Genomic DNA, 16530 nt, shown 5'->3' with positions numbered 1-16530 from the left:
AGGGGGAGACATGCAGCACCACATACGCCGGGCCGCGCTCGCGGTGGCATTCCTCGCGGTCGCGGCGGGGCTCGCGGCCTGCGACGGGCCGCGCAAGGTGTCGGGCCGGCTCGACACCACCCGGCACGTCGCGGAGGCGACCAGCCTCCGCAAGCGCCCGCACATGGTGAAGAGCTGCCACCCCGGCACCAAGCGGGTCAAGCACACCTCGGGCCGCGGCAGCAGCAAGCGCACCTGGTACACCGACGAGGACACCAGCGTGTGCTCCAGCGTGCAGCACGGTACGGAGTCCTACCGGCACGTCGACAGCCCGGAACGGTGGTGCGTCAGGCTGGACGACGTCGGCGGCAAGGAGTCGCGGGACGACGTCTGGTACCGCGTCAAGAGGAACGTCTACATCGACGCCCAGGGCCTCGACAGCGGCGACCGGATGACCTTCGTGCCGGACCACGACGGCTGCTGAAACCGGCTTTCGGGCAGCGGTGTTCGGCCCCGCCCGGCGGGCAACTCCGTGTCCGGAGCGCCCGTTCAGCCGCGGGCGGCGTGCACGTCGCGGCCCGGAGCGGACGTTCAGCCCCGCGCGGCGAGCACGTCGCGGGCGGCGCCGACGAAGGCGGTGACGAGCGGGCCCGCGGTCGACGGGTCCCAGGCGAGTTCGATGCGCAGCGGCTCGGTGTCGGTCAGCGGCACCCACACGATGTCCGGGCGGGCGTAGAACGCGGCCATCGAGGCCGGGGCGATCGACGCGCCCTGGCCCGCGGCGACGTTCTCCAGCATCTCCTCCGCGTTGCGGTTCTCCGCACCCCAGCGGACCGCGCTGCCGTCCGGCCGCGGGTCGACCGCCCACCACCGCACCCAGCCGCGCGGCGCCGCCCGCGTCCAGGCGAGCGGCACGTCACGGATCTCGGCGAGCGTCAACGCGGCCCGCCCGGCGAGCGGGTGGCCGACGGGCAGCGCGATGACCCGGCCCTCCTCGGCGAGCGGCAGCCGGGCAAGGCCCGTCAGGTCGCCCGGCAGCCACACGTACGCGACGTCCACCTCGCCCGCGCGCAGGGCGGGCACCTCACCGCCCCAGTTGTAGCGCTTGAGCTCCAGCTCGGCGCCGGGGCGCAGGGCCGCGAAGCGGGCGCGGATCCGGGGGCCGAGTGTCCCGGCGCCGCTGGCCTCGAAGCCGAGCCGCAGGCGGCCCGCGTCGCCGGTCGCGTACGCGCGGGCGACCTCGCCGAAGGCCTCCGCCGCGCGCAGCACCCGGCGGGCGTGCTCCAGCAGCGCGAGCCCGGCGGCGGTGGGCTCCATGCCCTGCGGATGGCGGGTGAACAGCGCGACGCCCAGGTCGTGTTCGAGGCGGCGGACGGTGTGGCTGAGGGAGGGCTGGCTGATGAAGAGCTTCCCTGCGGCCCGGCCCATGTGCCGCTCGTCCGCGACGGCGACGAAGTAGCGCAGCTCCCGCAGCTCCATGAAAGCCACTCTACGTGGGCCGATAGACGCGGTCTATGGGGCGATGAGCGGCCGGTCTTGGACGCCGCCGGGCGTGCGGGGCGAGGCTTTCGGGCGAGGGGCCGCGCAGCTCCTCCTTCCGCCGGGACCGTCCAACTCCGCTGCCGGGCACGGCAGCTGGGCGTCGGCCCGAACCACCACTCCCGTAAGGACACCTCATGCCTCTCGGCCTCGCCATGCCCGGAACCGGATCCGAACCCGGGACCGGATCCGAACCCGACACCGGCACCCGCACCGCCACGCCTCACACCGCCGCCCCCGCCGCCCGCTCTCCGCTCGTGCACGCCCGGCGGCGGGAGGGCGATACCGGCGTGCCACGGCCGGGACGCGCGCGGTGGGTGGCCCTCGCGGTCGTCTCCGCCGTCAACGCCCTCGACTCCGCCGGGTTCGCCATCGCCAACACCGCGCTGCCCGACCTCGACCGCTCGCTGCGCATGGGCCCGGCGCTGCTGCCGTGGGTCATGACGGCGTACGCGCTCGCCTTCGCCGGCTTCCTGCTCTTCGGCGGGCGTGCCGCCGACGTCCTGGGCCGCCGCCGGATGCTGCTCGGCGGCGTCGCGGTCTACGCGGCGGGCGCGGCCGTCGCCGCCTTCGCCCCCGCCGGGGGCGTGCTCGTCGCGGGCCGGGCGCTGCAGGGCGTCGGGGCGGCGCTGAGCGGGCCCCCCGCGCTCGCGCTGGTCGCGGCGATCTTCACGGACACCCGCGAACGGGCGCGCGCGATGGGGGTGTTCGTCGCGATCAGCGCCTCCAGCTTCGCGGGCGCCCTGGTCGTCGGCGGCGTCCTGACCTCCGCGGCCGGATGGCGCACGCCCTTCCTCGCACTGCTGGCGGTGGCCTCGTCGGTGGGCCTGGTCGGCGCGAAGGTGCTGCCGCGCGACAGCGCCCGCACGCCGGGCAGCCTCGACCTGCCGGGCGCCGCGCTCATCACCGCCGGGCTCATGGCCCTGGTCTACGGGGTGAGCCAGGCCGAACACGCCCCGTTCGGGAGCCTGTCGGTGCTGGGGCCGGTCACCGCCGCGGCCGCGCTGCTCGCCGCCTTCGTCGTACGCGAGCGCCTCGCGGCCGAACCGCTGCTGCCGCTGGGGCTGTTGCGGCTGCGTACGGTGCGGGCCGCGACCGTGTCCGGCGTGGTCTTCTACACCACCATGGTCGGCCTGCTCTTCTTCGCGCCGCTGTACCTCCAGGGCGTCCGCGGCTACAGCCCGCTGCTGAGCGGGCTCGCCGTCGCGCCGATGGGGCTGACCGTCGCGGCGAGCACGCCGGTCGCGGCCGCCGCCGTCAGCCGCTTCGGGCAGCGCCGCACGCTCGCCGCGGGCTTCGCGGTCATGGCCGCCGGTCTCGCCGCGTGGACCCTCATCGGCACCGGCACGAGCTACTTCACCGTGCTGCTGCCCGGGCTGGTCGTCATGTCCTTCGGCCAGACCCTCGCGTACACCGCGATGATGTCGGCCGCCCTGACCGGCGTCGAGCCCGCCCGTCACGGGGTCGCCGGCGCGGTCAACATCACGGCGCAGCAGATCGGTTCGGGCCTCGGCACCGCGATCCTTGCCACGGTCGCCGCTGCCGCGACCGGTCCGGGCACGGCGGGCCTGATCCACGGCTACCGCGCGGGAATCGCGACCGCCGCGGCCATCGGCCTGGTGGGCGCGGCCGCCGCCACCGCACTGCTGCGCCGGGACCGTACGGGGGCGTGAGCGCGCGGGGCGGGGAGCGGGGCCGGTGCCGGGCCCGCACCCCGCCGTTCCACCGGCTCCTGACCCGTTCACCCCACCGATGCGGGCGGCGGCGTCCAGCGGCGGGTGCGGGGGACGGCGTCGGACACGCCGTAGTCCTTCCGGAGCTGCTCGGGGATGGCGTAGTGCATGACGCGGCCGCGGGTGAGGGAGGACAGCTCCAGGGCGGTGGTGAGGTGGCCGAGCCGGTCCAGCGCCCAGGCGCCGAGCGGCGAGCGGTCCTCGATCGTCTCCAGGACGTTCAGCAGGTGCGGGACGGTGCGCACGACGGTGTCCCAGGCGGTGCGCGGGACGTGCAGCCAGTCGCCGCAGGTGTCGCCGACGAGGTAGCGGATGAGGGCGGAGACGAGCGGGTCGAAGAGGGTGCCGGGCACCACTTCCTCGTACAGGTCGATCAGTTGCCGGGTGAGATGGGCGCCCTGCTCGGAAGGGCCCATGTTCGCGACCATGTAGCGGTCGAGGAACAGCCGCGCGTCGTCAAGGGACTTGGGCACCGCCTCCTGGTCGACGCCGAGCATCGCGCCGACGACGCGCCATGCGTAGTAGTACGCCTCCGCGCCCTCCTGCGTCATGTGGACGCCGAGCCGGTGCAGGCTGTCGAGCACGAGCAGCGAGAAGAACATCTGCCCGCCGATCATGTCCAGCTGGCAGATGGGCGTGCCGAGTTCGGCGGCGTCCCAGTGGCCGTCCCGCCTGAGGTGGTGCCGGATGGACGCGTGCAGCAGCCGCACCTTCTGCGCGGCGGGGACGAACCTGCCGCCCGCCTCGAAGGCGTCGGGCTGCATCAGGTGGACGGTGAACTGCCCGGTCTCCGCCATGCGTTTGGACGGGTAACTGAGCCCGTGCGTCATGGACAGCAGCCGGGCGACGCGCGGCACGACGTAGCACGCGGGCATGGAGGCGAAGGAGAGGGCGGTGGAGATGTGGACGTTGTTGTCGATGAAGAAGAGCCGCGCCCGCTCCATCTCGCCCCAGTCCACCCACGACGGCGGTACGCGGGTGGCCTCCAGGTAGTCGCGCGCGACGTCCGGGAGCCCGTCGGGCAGCGGTGACCCGGCGGTGGAGACGTACCGCATGAGGGTGTTGAAGGTGCCGACCTCGCCGCGTTCGAAAAGTGCGGCGACGGTGGCGTCGGCCAGCTCGTCGCCGGCGTGCAGCAGGGCGTCCATGGAGGTGTCGTCGTCGTTGGCGGTCATGGCGGGGCTCCTCGGCTTGGCGCGCGGATCGCACGCGCGGGTCCTACGCGGCGGAGTCGTCGTGGTCGGGTACGGCGGCGGGCCCCGCGCAGGCGGGCGGGGCCGATACGCGGACGGGCGTGCGCCGAGCGCCGCGGTCAGGCCGTGCGTCCGGTCGCCCGGCGGGCGGTCGGACGGTGCGTCCAGTCACCACACGGGTGGTCAGGCCGTGTGTACGGGCGCTCGGCGCACGGTCGGTCCGTGCGTCCGGGCGCTCGGCGGGCGGTCGGACGGTGCGTCCAGCCGCCACACGGGTGGTCAGGCCGTGCCTCCGGGCGCCCGGCGGGCGGTCAGGCCGTGCGTACGGTCGCCGAGCGGGCCAGCGCGGTCAGCGCGCCCGCCGCGTACGCCGGGACGTCCAGGCCGTGCAGCGCCTCCAGCGACGCGGCGACCCGCGCGGTGATCATGTCCTCGACGCGTTCGGGTGCCCGGAGCCGCCGCATGACCTCGCGGACGGCCTCCAGCGCGGCGGCGCCCGCGTCGCGCCCGCGGCGGCCGAGTGCGGCGCGCAGGGTGGCCCGGTCGGTGGTGCCCGCGAGCTGCCAGGTCTGGGCGAGCAGCGCGGTGGGGCGGCGGCCGCGTATGTCGTCGGCGCCGTTCTTGCCCGTACGGTCCGGGTCGCCGAAGATGCCGAGCAGGTCGTCGCGCAGCTGGAAGGCCTCGCCGAGCGGCAGCGCGTACGCGGAGTAGCCCGCGCGCAGCCGGCCGCCCGCGCCGGCGAGGGCGCCGCCGATCAGCAGCGGGTGCTCGACGGTGTACTTGGCGGTCTTGTAGCGCACGACCTTCAGCGACGCCTCGGTGTCGGCTGCGGCGCCGGTGCGCAGGATCTCCAGGCACTCGCCGGCGATCAGCTCGCGCGCCATCACCGACCACAGCGGGCGGGCCCGCGCGAGGTAGGCGGCGGGCAGCCCGCTGGTGGCGAACATCTGCCCGGCCAGCGCCATGAGCAGGTCACCGACCAGCATCGCGAGCGAGCGAGCGGCAGCCGGCGCGCCGGGCCGGCCGCGGACGGCGCCGCGCAGCGCGAGGTGCGCGGTGGGGCGGCCGTGCCGCAGCGGGCTGTCGTCGATGAGGTCGTCGTGCACGACGGCGGCGGCGTGCACGAGTTCCATGGACGCCGCGGCGCGCAGCAGCGCGTCGCTCTCCGGCTGCCCGGCGGCGCGCCAGCCCCAGTAGCAGAAGGCGGCGCGCAGCCGCTTGCCGTCCACCGCGGCGGCCGCGACCTGCTCGGCGACGGGCGCCAGCTGCGGGTCGATGGCGGCCAGTTGGCTCGCCTCCGGCCCCACGAAGTCGTGCAGCACCTCGTCCACCCGGGCCTTGAACGCCGCGGGCTCCCACCGCTGCGACCAGGGCCCGTGCCCCGGCCCGCCTCCCGGCCCGCGCTCAGGCACCGCCCCCACCGGCCCCCCGCGCCGCCGCCCGCGACTGCCGGGCCAGCACCTCCAGATGCGCGGGCGGCACGTGCACGTGCCGGTCCAGCGCCAGCCGCCCCCGCGCGGCGAGGTCCTGTCCCGCCTGCTCGGCGAGCTCGGGCCCGTCCGCCCGCCCGAGCAGATCCCGCAGCGTCCCGACGGCCGCGCCCAGCGCCCCGAGCGCCACATCGGCGACCCCGGCGGCCACCAGCACGGCCTGTCCGTCCAACCCCGCCCGCATTGCCGACCGTTCCGTCATCGCAACCCCCATGGGCTCGCAACTTCCTTACGGCACATGCCAGATGCCGCCCTCACGAGCGTCACCCCGGCGTACCGGGCTCCGGGGACGGAACTCACCGACGAGGTATAGGGGGTTCAGACGTACGAATCCGGCCGACGGGCGGGTCGCCGCTCGCCGAACGGGAACTCCGGCCGCACGTCCAGGCTTCTGCAAGCTTCCTGCAAGGCTCCCGCCAGACTTCCGTCCACGCGCCCGGGCATCCCGTCACCAGGTGCGGGCGGCGGACCGCCCGCAACAGGCAGACAAAATCCTGGGGGATTTCGTGTCAGCGTTACGACCGGTCGGGAGGATACCGGGCGCGTCAACGCGCCAGTATCTGACGGTTGTCGGGTGCAAGAGGATTCTGGTGGTGGCCCAGACCGTCACCTACGTCGATCGGCTCATGGACGTGCTGTCCGTGGTCGACGGGGACTTCCGGGTGCAGGTGGTCTTCACCGTGCCGCCGCACCCGTTCGGGGACGAGGTACCGGCCTTGCTCGCCCGCATGGGATGCGCGGTCATCCCGTGGGAAGAGGCCCTGCAGATGGAGTTCGACCTCGCGCTGGCCGCGGGGCGGATCGGTGTCGAGGGGATACGCGCGCCGCTGGTGACGATGCCGCACGGCGCCGCGTACCTCAAACGCGTGCTCGGGACGAGCGATCCCGGGGTGGCCGGGCTGCGCCGGGTGGACCTGATGGCCGCAGGGACGCCGCCCGCGGCCGTCGTCCTTCCGCACCGCGCCGACCTGCGCGACCTGCGGCGGCAGTGCCCGGAGGCGCTGCCGCTCGCGCGGGTGGTCGGCGACCCGGTGCACGACCGGATCGTCGCGAGCCTGCCGCTGCGCCGGCGTTTCCGCCGCGCGCTCGGGCTCAGCGGCGGGCGCAAGCTCGTGGTGGCCGCGTCGACGTGGGGACCGTGGTCCTCCTTCAGCCGCTTCGAGGCGCTGCTGCCCCGGCTGCTCGGCGAACTGCCGCGCGAGTCGCACCGGGTGGCGATCCTCGTGCACCCCAACGTGTACTCGGGCCATGGCGCCTACCAGGTGCGTTCGTGGATGGCCCGCTGCCGGCAGGCGGGCATCGCGCTCGTGCCGCCCGACGCGGACTGGCGCAGCGTGCTCGTCGCGGCCGACTGCATCATCGGCGACCACGGATCGGTCACTTTGTACGGAACCCTGACGAAGGCGGCACTGCTGCTCGCCGGGCCCGCCGCCGAGGAGATCAACCCGGCCTCGCCCGCAGCGGCGCTCGCGCGGACCGTACCCGCGCTGTCGCCGGGCCACCCGCTCGTCGACCAGATCGCCTACGCCGCCGCCGAGCGGCGGGGCACCGAGCGGGCGGCGATCGCGGCACGGATCACGTCCGAGCCGGGGCGCTTCGTCCGCAACATGCGGTCGCTGCTCTACCGGCTGCTGGGCCTCGGCGAGCCCGCCCACGCGGCGTTGACCGAGCCGCTGCCGGCGCCGCCCTCGTGGCAGGCGCTGGTGGGGCCGGGCCGGCGGTCGGCATGACCGGCCTCGTGACGGTGCGCCGCCACCCGCCGGGTGCGCTCCCGCCGGACGCGGCCGGAGTGACGGTGACTCTGCGGTGGGGGGTGCGACGGGTCTCGCTCACCGCCGTACCGGGGACCGCGGGTCCGCTCGGGGCGGTGCCCGGCGGAAGGGCCGCTCCGGACGAGTGCCCCGCCGCCTCCCACGAGCGTCCGGCCGCGCCCGCGTACGTACACCCGGCGGTGGGGGCGCCCCCCGGCGAGCACAGCGTCCCATGGCCCCAACCCCCCGTGCCCGATGAGCACTTCACCATCGGCACCGACCTCTGCCGCGGCGGGTGCGCCCCCGCGTACGTACGCCCGGCGGTGGGCGCACCCCCCGGCGGGCGCCGCAGCACACTCCCCCCACCCGCCGTGCCCGGCGAGCACTTCACCGTCGACACCGACCTCTGCCGCGGCGGGTGCGCCCCCGCGTACGTACGCCCGGCGGTGGGCGCACCTCCCGGCGAGCACAGCGTCCCATGGCCCCAACCCGCTTTGCCCGATGAGCACTTCACCGTCGGCACCGACCTCAGCCCCGACGGGTGCGCCCCCGCGTACGTACGCCCGGCGGTGGGCGCACCCCCTGGCGGCCGCAGCGTCCCATGGCCCCAACCCGCCGTGCTCGACGAGCACTTCACCGTCGACACCGACCTCTGCCCCGGCGGGTGCGCGGCCGCGTACGCCGACGTGCTCACCGGCAGCCGGGTCCGGGCGGCGGACGAGGCGCGCGGGTGGCTCGCGGAGGCGCTGGTGCGGTACCCGGGCGCCGCGCTCGCCGCCGTCCCGCTGGCGGGCGGCGGCTGGGCGGTAGCGGGGGCGGCCCACCCGGACGTGCTCGTCCTGGGCGCGCCGTCGCCCGGCCCCTCGCCGGGCGCCGGTCAGCACCCGCTGCTGCCGTCGTGCCTGCACGCCTGCCTCGTCCTCGTACCCGGTGCGACGCTGCGCGGCCTCGCGGCGGCGGCGATCACCGTCACGGGATGTCCGGCTCCGCGTCCGGGCGCACGTCCGGAGTCGCGTCCGCGGGCGCGTCCGGTCCCGCGGGCCGCGGCCCCGTGGCCGTGGCGTCCCGCAGCCGGCCGGCGTCCGCCGGGCTGGTGAGCTCGTAGCAGGCCAGCGCCCGCGCGTGCAGATCGGCCGCCGACCGGTGGTCGCCGCGCTCGCGGGCGCTGTCGCCGAGCATCTCCAGGGTGCGCGCCTGCCAGTGCGCCGCGCCGGACGCGGTGAAGACGGCGAGCGCGGCGCCCATCGCGGCCGCGCCGCCCTCGTGGTCGCCGCCCATCGCGCGGGCCCGGCCCAGCAGCGCCTGGTTGCGGGCGCACTCGTGCGTGTCGCCCACCGCCGTCTGCACCGCGCGGGCCTGCGCGAAATGCTCCGCGGCGCCCTCCGCGTCCCCCGCCGCGAGAGCGATCTCGCCGAGGACGGTACGGGCCAGCGCCGTACCCCGCAGGTAGCCGCAGGCGTCCCACACCGCGATGGCCCGCTCCAGGTACGGGACGGCCTCAGCGGGGCGCCCCGCCTCCCGGTGGCCGCGGCCGATACCGAGCAGCGCCTGGCCCTCGTCCCGGGGGTCGCCCGCGGCGTGCGCGGCCCGCCGCGACTCCTCGTAGCGGGCGATGGCGGCGTCGAAGCGGCGGGCGGCGTTCAGGCCGATGGCACCGGAGTTGAGCATCTGGCGCTCGGCCCGCGGGTCCCCGTCGGCGCGGGCCGCGGCGAGCCCGATGTCGTACGCCTCGATCCACAGGTCGTAGTGGCGCATGCGGACGAACAGCGGCCACATCGCGTCGGCGGTCTGCCAGGCGAGGGCGTGCCAGCCGCGGTCGGCGGCCGTCCGCAGCAGGGTCATGAGGTCGTGGCGGTGCGTGTCGAGCCAGCGGATCGAGCCGGGGTCGTCGGTGAAGGGCGGCGGCAGATCGACGGGCGGGTGGAGGTAGTCGCGCCGCAGGAGCAGGTAGGCCGGTTTCACCCGGGCCTCGGCAGCGCTGGCGCAGTGCAGGTACCAGTCGCAGACCCGGCGCAGCGTGGTGTCCGGCCCGCCGTCCGCGGTGTCGGCGGCGCCCAGCGCGCCGGCGTGGACCCGCACGAGGTCGTGGAAGCGGTAGCCGGGGCTCTGCCCGGCGTGGTCGGAGCCGGTCGCCTCCAGCAGATTGGCCTCGGTGAGCTGGTCGAGGCGGTCCTCGGCCCAGCGCTGCGGGCGGGCGCAGGCGGCCGCGGCGGTGGGCGGGTCGAAGGCGGCGAGCGGGAGCTGGCCGAGCCGGCGGTAGAGGAGCGCGGCCTCGGGGCCGAGGGTGGCGTAGGTCGCGTCCAGGGCCTTGCGCACGGTGGTCTCCCCTTCGATGTCCAGGGCGGCGAGCCCTTCCGCGTCGGGGGCGAGCGCGTCGGCGAGAGCCGCGACGCGCTGCCGCGGGCGGGAGGCGAGCCGCGCGGCGGCCAGGCAGACGGCGAGCGGGAGCCCCGCGCACAGGTCCACGATGCGCCGGACGTCGGCGAGTTCCCCGCGGACACGCGCGGCGCCGATCCCGCGGGAGAGCAACTCCACCCCGTCGGCGGGGCCGATGCCGTGCAGGCGGTGGAAGGCGGCGCCGTCCAGGCCGAGTCCGGTGAGCCGGCTGCGGCTGGTGACGACGGCGACACTGCCGGGGCCCACCGGCAGCAGCGGGCGTATCTGGGCCGCTGTGAAGGCGTTGTCGAGCAGTACGGCGACCTTCAGGCCCGCGGAGCGGGTACGCCACTCCGTCGTCTGCTCGGCGAGGTCCGCCGGTACGGCCGCGGCGCCCAGCGCGCGCAGGAAGCGCCCCAGGACCTCACCGGGCGCCGCCGCCCCTTCCGTGGTGTGGCCGCGCAGGTCGGCGTAGAGCAGCCCGTCCGGGAAGTCGGCGGCCCGGCCGCCGAGCCAGCGGGAGACGAGCGTGGTCTTGCCCACGCCCGCGGGCCCGTTGACCACGATCAGCGCGACCGCCGGCGCGGCGTCGTCGGCCTGCCTGGTCACCAGCGCGTCCAGGTCGGCGAGTTCGGCCCGCCGATTGACGAAATGGCCGGGAACAGGCGGTAGTTGCCGGGGCACCGCGCGCGGCGCCGGTGCGTGCAGATGCACTCCGCCGTGGATGTCCCTGGCCTGCACCACGGGGCCGCCGAGCTGGGCGTCTCCCGCGATGCTGTTGCGGTGGGTCTCGTACGGCGAACGGTCCATGTGCGCCCCCTTGTCGGCCCGCCGGCGATCCGGCCCGCGTGACGCACGTGCGTCCCGCATATGCCCAACGCGCGCGCGGCGCACAAGAGACGGACACCCGGGCCGCCGGCAGCAGCTATTCGGCCAGCCCGTCCACGGTCTCTGGTGACCATTCGCACGTTCGTGTCATGCTCATCATCAAGGAAGACCAGCGGGGATTGAAGGACGGCCAGCCGGGGGAAGGCGGGCGCTGGTGGATTTCCGACTGCTCGGTCCGGTGGCGGTGCACACCGGCGGCCAACGCCTCGCGCTCGGCTCGCCGAAGGAGCGCACCGTCCTCGCCGCGCTGGCCCTCGACGTCGGCCGCCCGGTCCCGATAGACACCCTCATCGGCCGCCTCTGGGACGGCGCCGCCCCCGCCCACGCGCGGGAGAGCACGCACTCGTACGTGTCCCGGCTGCGCGGCCGGCTGGGCAAGGCCGCCCGCACCCCGGACGCCCCGCGCATCACCCGCCGGGACCACGCGTACGTCCTGGAGGCCGATCCCGGCGCCGTCGACCGGCACCGCTTCCAGCACCTGCTGCGCCTCGCCGCCCAGGCCGACGACACCGCCGCGATCCGCCTCCTGCGCGAGGCCGACGACCTCTGGCAGGGCGAGGCCCTGACCGGCCTGACCGGGCACTGGGCCGAGACCGTACGCCGCTCGCTCGGCGAACGCCGGCTGGCCGCCGCGACCTCCCGCATCTCCCTGGGCCTGCGCCTGGGGCACTACCGCGACCTCGTCCCGGACCTCGACCTGCTCGTCGCCGAGCACCCGGACGACGAGACGCTCCTCGGCCTCCTCACCCTCGCCTACTACGGCAGCGAGCGGTACACCGACGCCCTCCGCGTCTACGACCGGGCCCGGCAGGTGCTGATGGAGCAGTACGGGACGCGGCCCGGGGACGCGCTGAAGCGCATCTACGTGGGCGTGCTGCGCCAGAAGCCGGTGGAGGAGCTGATACGGGAGGCGGTCGCGCCCCGGCCCGCGCCGCCGGCCACCACGCCCTCCGGAGCGTCCGCGCCGCCCGCCACGCCCTCCGGACCATCCGCGCCACCCGCCGAGCCCGCGGTACGGCACGTCCCGCGCAGCCTGCCGAACCAGCCGCCGCTCATCGGACGGCAGACCGAACTCCGGCTGCTCACCGCCGCGTTCGGCACACCGGCGAATTCGGCGGCGGGCGCCGTGGTGGCCCTGGAGTCGGTGAGCGGCATGGGCGGCATCGGCAAGACCGCGGTCGCGGTGCAGAGCGCGGCGGCGCTCGCCGCGAGCTACCCGGACGGCTGCGTGTGCCTCGACCTGCGCGGCCACTCCGCCGTCCAGGAGCCCATGACCGCCGCGGACGCGCTCACCCGGCTGCTGCGGGAGTTCGGCACACCGTCCGCCGAGCTGCCCCTCGACGTCGGGGAGTTGGCCGAGTTGTGGCGTACGACGCTGGCGGAGCGGCGGGCAGTCATCGTCCTCGACGACGTCGCCGACGCGGCACAGGTCCGCCCGCTGCTGCCGCACGGCACGCCCTCCCTCATCATCCTGACCAGCCGCCGCCACCTCACCGGCCTGCCGGCCGCACGCGCCCTCCACCTCGACGTCCTCCCGCCGGCGGACGCGACCGCCCTCTTCCGCCGATTCGCGGGCGACGACCGCACGGCCGACGACGACGCGGTGGCCCGCATCGTCCACCTCGTCGGCTACCTCCCCCTCGCGATCGAGCTGGTGGCCAACCGCTTCCAGGCCCGCACCGCCTGGACCCTGGCCACCCTCCACGACCGCCTCACCGGCCCCGACCGCCTCGACCAGATCCACGACACGGACGGCACCGCCCTGCGCCCCGCCTTCCAGCTCTCCTACCTGGGCCTCCCCCTCCCCCAACGCCAGGCCTTCCGCCGCCTGAGCCTCCACCCGGGCCCGGACATCACCGTCCCGGTGGCGGCGGCGATCCTGAACGTCGCACCGGGGGCGGCGGAAAACCTGATCGAGGGGCTGCTCTCGGCGCACATGCTGCGCGAACCCGTGGCAGATCGGTGCACGTTTCATGATCTTCTGCACGAATACGCCGTGCAATTAGTGACGAGCGAGGACGACGAGCCGCTGCGCGAGCACATCGTTCTGCGTCTGGCCCATTACTACGTCCAGGCGGTGGACGAGGCGGACCGGGTCGCGTACCGCCGCGAGCCGCGGATATCCGGCGAGGCCGCGGGATCGCTGCCGCGATTCGCCGACGCCGCCGCAGCAATAGCCTGGCTGGCGGCGGAGCGGGAAAACGTGCTCGCGGTCGAGCGTATGGCGCTGGCGCGCGGCTATACCGCCCTTGCAGCCCAACTCGCCTTCTCCCTCTCGGGATACCTGAACGCCGAGTGCTACTGGCCGATCGCCGTGGAACTCCTCACCTGCGCGGTGGCCCACTGGCCCGCGGACGCCTCCACCCCACACCTGTGCCGCGCGCACCTGCGCCTGTCCGACGCGCTGGCCAGCACGGCCCAGTACGACCGCGCCGCCGACGCCGCCCGCAGTGCACTCGACCTGGCGGTGGAGCTGGCGGACACGGCCGCGGAGGCGGAGGCCCTTCGGGCGGTGGGAACGCTGTGCTGGTACCGCGGGGAGCACACGACCGCCCTGGAGCACCTTCAGCGCGCGTACGCGATCGCACAGAGCTCCGGCGACAAGTGGCTGATGCCCCGGCTGCACAACAACCTCGGCGTTGCACTGCTGCACCTGGGCGACAACGACCGCGCGCTCGACCACCTCCAGGAGGCTCGACGGGGATTCGCGGAAACCGGAAACACCGGATACGACGCTGTGACGCTCAACAATATCGGCGACCTTCTGCGCAGAAAAGGCGAGCTCGACCACGCCCGCGAAGTATTCGAAGAGGCCGTCTCCCGGCTCGACCGTTCCGGGAACAGGCACGCACAAGCGACCGCCCGCAGTGGCCTGGCAGACGTTCTCACCGAACTCGGCGAATCGGATGCGGCTCTTGACCTGTGCAGGGCGGCGCTTACGGTATTCGAATCCCTTGCCGACAGCAAGGGCCGGGCGGGCACGCTCATCAGTATGGGCAGAGCATTCCGGGCTCATGGCGACAGCCGTCAAGCCGAAACGAACTTCACCGAAGCACTCGGACTGGCCCAGGAAATCGGCGCAGCACGCCAGGAAATTCAAGCCCTGCGGGGACTCGCCCAACTCGACTGCGACGCAGGCCGGCTCGGCGGCGCAGCCTTCCATGCACAGGCAGCCCTGGCCCTGGCCTCCCGGACCCAGGATTCGGACGAGGTCGTCGAGACCCATGTTCTGCTCGCGGAAGTCCGGCGCACTTCCGGGGCACTGCCCGACGCCTACGCGTTATTGCAACACGCATTCGATGTCGCGCAGGCAAGGAAGCACCGGGAGACGAGCGCCATTGGCCATCGATTAATGGAGCTGCGCGACCGACTGCCCCATTGACCCATGCATGACGGAAGCGTTTCCGACGACGCCAAAAATGGGCAATACCCCGCAAACGAGCATCGGGGTTCGACTGCTTTGCGCGCAGATTAGAACAGGGGTACATTGATCCACTCGCAAGTGATCACGAGCACCCCAGGAACGTCATGCAAAAGGCACGCAGAAAAATCGTCGTCGCAGCGTCCATCGGCATCCTGGCGTCCATCGCCACGACCCATGCCGCCACAGCGGCAAACCCCGAGCCTTCAACTCCGACAGTGGTAAGTCTCAGGCATATGCCAGCGGCAAGTCAAGCGCCTGCGGCACATTCGGCGGCCATTGCGCTGCACACCGCGAGCCTCGCGGTCAAGGACGCCTCGGACACCTCGTCCGGGATGCACGAGGACGAGTGCATCATGCTCGGCGGCCGACCCCTCTGACCACCGGCCGGGCACAGCCGGACCGGGGCGGGTACGCAGCCCGACCGCACCCCGAAGGCACGGCAACGCATCAGGCACGGCACCGAGTTCAGCCCCAGCGGGCTCGCAGCGCAGGTCGTCCCTGCGGGCATTCCGGCCACCCCCGTCGAAATCCCCGCGCAGCGGCCCGCTCGCAACAGTCTGTGGACTTCCGGATCTGCAAATTACACAGTGTTCCTTGCCAACTTGCGTTGCCCGTGGGCATATAGTGACGTGGCGTCACCGCGCGCCGCCCGAACGCCTGGCACGCACGCCTCCCGTTGAGAGGAACGCACACCGTGGCCTTACCGAGCAACGACTACCCGCGGCGGTCCGGTGTCGGATCGTCCGGCACGGCCACGGCGTCCGCTTTCCGGCCGGGGGGCGGGATGACCGCCGGGCTGGGGTTCGCTCTGCCCGCGCGGGGGGAGGCCGTTTCCGTGGCGCGGCGGCGGGTGCGGGCGTATCTGGGTGGGGCGGGGTGCGACCCCGACACCGTGGAGACCGCGGCGCTGCTGGTGAGCGAGCTGACGACCAACGCCGTGCGGCACACCGCGAGTCCGGTCTTCGAGTGCCGGGTGCATTTCGACGGCGTACGCGTGCGGCTGGAGGTCGAGGACCACGGCGGGACGCCGGACAGGCCGGAGCGGCGCGAGCCCGGGCCGGGGGACGTGGACGGGCGCGGGCTGCTGCTCGTGGACGCGCTCTGCGCGCGGTGGGACGTCGCCGAGGCCCCGTGCGGGGGTCGGATCGTCGGCGCCGAGCTGATCCCGCAGAGGTAGGGGCGCGAACGCCCCGCGCACAGGGGGTGCGGCGCGGGGCGGACGGCAGCCGGACGGGCTCGGTTACGGCTTGCGGGCCACGCCCGCGTACATCGCCACCTCGTCGTCACGGACGGAGTCCTCCGTGCCGGGCTCGGGGAGCCAGCGGTGGATGAGGGTGACACCGGGCTCGGTCAACTCCAGCCCGGCGAAGAAGGGTTCTACGTCCGCGCGGGTGCTGTCGCGGACCGGCAGGCCGCGCTTGGTGTATTCGGCGGTGACGGTCCTCGCGTCGTCCGGGTCGGTGTTGGTGGTCACCGTCGTGATGGTGAGCATGCTGCCGGGGGCGAGCCGGTCGAGGTAGCCGCGGACGAGCGCGTACGCCTCCTCCTTGTCCAGGACGAACTGGAGGACGGCGATGAGCGACAGCGACACCGGACGGCTCAGGTCCAGCGTCCCGGTCACCTCGGGCGAGGCGACGATCGCCTCGGGGTCGTGCATGTCCGCGCGCAGGTAGGCGATCCTGCCCTCGGGGGTGCCGGTGAGCCGGGCGGCTGCGTGCACGAAGACGATCGGGTCGTTGTCGACGTAGACGACGCGCGCCGCGGGGTTCACCTCCTGTGCGATCTCGTGCAGGTTGGGCGACGTCGGGATGCCGGTGCCGATGTCCAGGAACTGGTCGATGCCCTGCTCGGCGGCGTAACGCACCGCGCGGTGCATGAACTTGCGGTTCTCGCGCATGGAGGTGCGCAGGTTCGGCCAGCCGGCGAGCATCTGCTCGGCCGCCTCGCGGTCGACCTGGTAGTTGTCCTTGCCGCCGAGGATGAAGTCGTAGACGCGCGCGGAGTGCGCGATGCTCGTGTCTATCAGGGGCGGTTCGCCGTCCGCGCCGTCGACGTCGGGGCGGGCCAGGTCCTCGGACATGCGTGCATCCCTTCGCTGCGGGGCGCCGCCCGCCCCTCCCGGCCTGTCCCGGGTGGGCCGCGCTGAACAGCGGCGCC

At 74.4% G+C, this 16530-nt stretch carries 12 protein-coding genes; 6 read left to right on the top strand and 6 right to left on the bottom strand.

What is annotated here, in order from left to right:
- Positions 1–10 precede the first annotated feature (10 nt).
- A complete protein-coding gene (locus IH54_RS39710) occupies positions 11–463 on the top strand; it encodes a hypothetical protein (RefSeq protein WP_043180873.1) in 453 nt (150 codons plus the stop codon).
- Between the two features lie 107 nt (positions 464–570).
- Here IH54_RS39710 and IH54_RS0114555 read toward each other — a convergent pair whose 3' ends face one another.
- Positions 571–1458 carry a LysR family transcriptional regulator gene (locus IH54_RS0114555; protein ID WP_031516714.1) on the bottom strand — a complete coding sequence of 296 codons (888 nt, stop codon included), beginning with the start codon at positions 1456–1458 and terminating at the stop codon, positions 571–573.
- A gap of 197 nt (positions 1459–1655) precedes the next feature.
- Here IH54_RS0114555 and IH54_RS0114550 point away from each other — a divergent pair, with 197 nt between their 5' ends.
- On the top strand, positions 1656–3191 hold the full coding sequence (locus IH54_RS0114550; protein ID WP_052397432.1) for an MFS transporter: 1536 nt from the start codon (positions 1656–1658) through the stop codon (positions 3189–3191).
- Positions 3192–3259: 68 nt separating this feature from the next.
- Here IH54_RS0114550 and IH54_RS0114545 read toward each other — a convergent pair whose 3' ends face one another.
- The 3 genes from IH54_RS0114545 to IH54_RS0114535 form a co-directional block, all read right to left on the bottom strand.
- The gene (locus tag IH54_RS0114545; RefSeq protein WP_031516709.1) at positions 3260–4426 is read right to left on the bottom strand and encodes an oxygenase MpaB family protein; all 1167 of its coding nucleotides are present in this window, start codon (positions 4424–4426) and stop codon (positions 3260–3262) included.
- Positions 4427–4755: 329 nt separating this feature from the next.
- On the bottom strand, positions 4756–5856 hold the full coding sequence (locus tag IH54_RS0114540) for a polyprenyl synthetase family protein (protein WP_052397431.1): 1101 nt from the start codon (positions 5854–5856) through the stop codon (positions 4756–4758).
- Entirely contained in the window at positions 5849–6136 is a 288-nt protein-coding gene (locus IH54_RS0114535; RefSeq protein ID WP_031516705.1) for a hypothetical protein, read from the bottom strand. The genes IH54_RS0114540 and IH54_RS0114535 overlap by 8 nt, the downstream gene beginning before the upstream one ends.
- A gap of 391 nt (positions 6137–6527) precedes the next feature.
- Between IH54_RS0114535 and IH54_RS0114530 the strand changes: the two genes are divergently transcribed.
- Positions 6528–7664 (top strand): hypothetical protein, encoded by a 1137-nt coding sequence (locus IH54_RS0114530; protein WP_234343521.1) that lies wholly within the window; start codon positions 6528–6530, stop codon positions 7662–7664.
- Positions 7665–8654: 990 nt separating this feature from the next.
- Here the strand turns inward: IH54_RS0114530 and IH54_RS0114520 are convergent.
- Positions 8655–10871 (bottom strand): ATP-binding protein, encoded by a 2217-nt coding sequence (locus IH54_RS0114520; protein WP_063762299.1) that lies wholly within the window; start codon positions 10869–10871, stop codon positions 8655–8657.
- Between the two features lie 232 nt (positions 10872–11103).
- On the opposite strand from IH54_RS0114520, the gene IH54_RS0114515 reads away from it, so the two are divergent.
- The 3 genes from IH54_RS0114515 to IH54_RS0114505 all read left to right on the top strand — a co-directional run bounded on the left by IH54_RS0114515 (position 11104) and on the right by IH54_RS0114505 (position 15550).
- Positions 11104–14331, top strand: a complete 3228-nt coding sequence (locus tag IH54_RS0114515) for an AfsR/SARP family transcriptional regulator (protein WP_031516697.1) — start codon at positions 11104–11106, stop codon at positions 14329–14331.
- A gap of 275 nt (positions 14332–14606) precedes the next feature.
- On the top strand, positions 14607–14750 hold the full coding sequence (locus IH54_RS45510) for a hypothetical protein (RefSeq protein ID WP_159011834.1): 144 nt from the start codon (positions 14607–14609) through the stop codon (positions 14748–14750).
- A 317-nt stretch (positions 14751–15067) separates the two neighbouring features.
- Positions 15068–15550, top strand: coding sequence for an ATP-binding protein (locus IH54_RS0114505; RefSeq protein ID WP_052397429.1), 483 nt, complete (start codon positions 15068–15070; stop codon positions 15548–15550).
- 63 nt (positions 15551–15613) lie between these two features.
- Here IH54_RS0114505 and IH54_RS0114500 read toward each other — a convergent pair whose 3' ends face one another.
- Entirely contained in the window at positions 15614–16453 is an 840-nt protein-coding gene (locus tag IH54_RS0114500; RefSeq protein WP_031516692.1) for an SAM-dependent methyltransferase, read from the bottom strand.
- Positions 16454–16530 lie beyond the last annotated feature (77 nt).

Origin of the sequence: Streptomyces sp. NRRL F-5123, from assembly GCF_000721495.1 — a bacterium.
Classification (GTDB): Bacteria; Actinomycetota; Actinomycetes; order Streptomycetales; family Streptomycetaceae; genus Actinacidiphila.
This window is presented reverse-complemented; position numbering and strand designations above follow the sequence as displayed.

Coding starts and splice junctions, on each gene's coding strand:
- IH54_RS0114520 (WP_063762299.1), bottom strand. CDS start 10,871: ATGGACCGTTCGCCGTACGAGACCCACCGCAACAGCATCGCGGGAGAC.
- IH54_RS45510 (WP_159011834.1), top strand. CDS start 14,607: ATGCCAGCGGCAAGTCAAGCGCCTGCGGCACATTCGGCGGCCATTGCG.
- IH54_RS0114500 (WP_031516692.1), bottom strand. CDS start 16,453: ATGTCCGAGGACCTGGCCCGCCCCGACGTCGACGGCGCGGACGGCGAA.
- IH54_RS0114555 (WP_031516714.1), bottom strand. CDS start 1,458: ATGGAGCTGCGGGAGCTGCGCTACTTCGTCGCCGTCGCGGACGAGCGG.
- IH54_RS0114550 (WP_052397432.1), top strand. CDS start 1,656: ATGCCTCTCGGCCTCGCCATGCCCGGAACCGGATCCGAACCCGGGACC.
- IH54_RS39710 (WP_043180873.1), top strand. CDS start 11: ATGCAGCACCACATACGCCGGGCCGCGCTCGCGGTGGCATTCCTCGCG.
- IH54_RS0114535 (WP_031516705.1), bottom strand. CDS start 6,136: ATGACGGAACGGTCGGCAATGCGGGCGGGGTTGGACGGACAGGCCGTG.
- IH54_RS0114545 (WP_031516709.1), bottom strand. CDS start 4,426: ATGACCGCCAACGACGACGACACCTCCATGGACGCCCTGCTGCACGCC.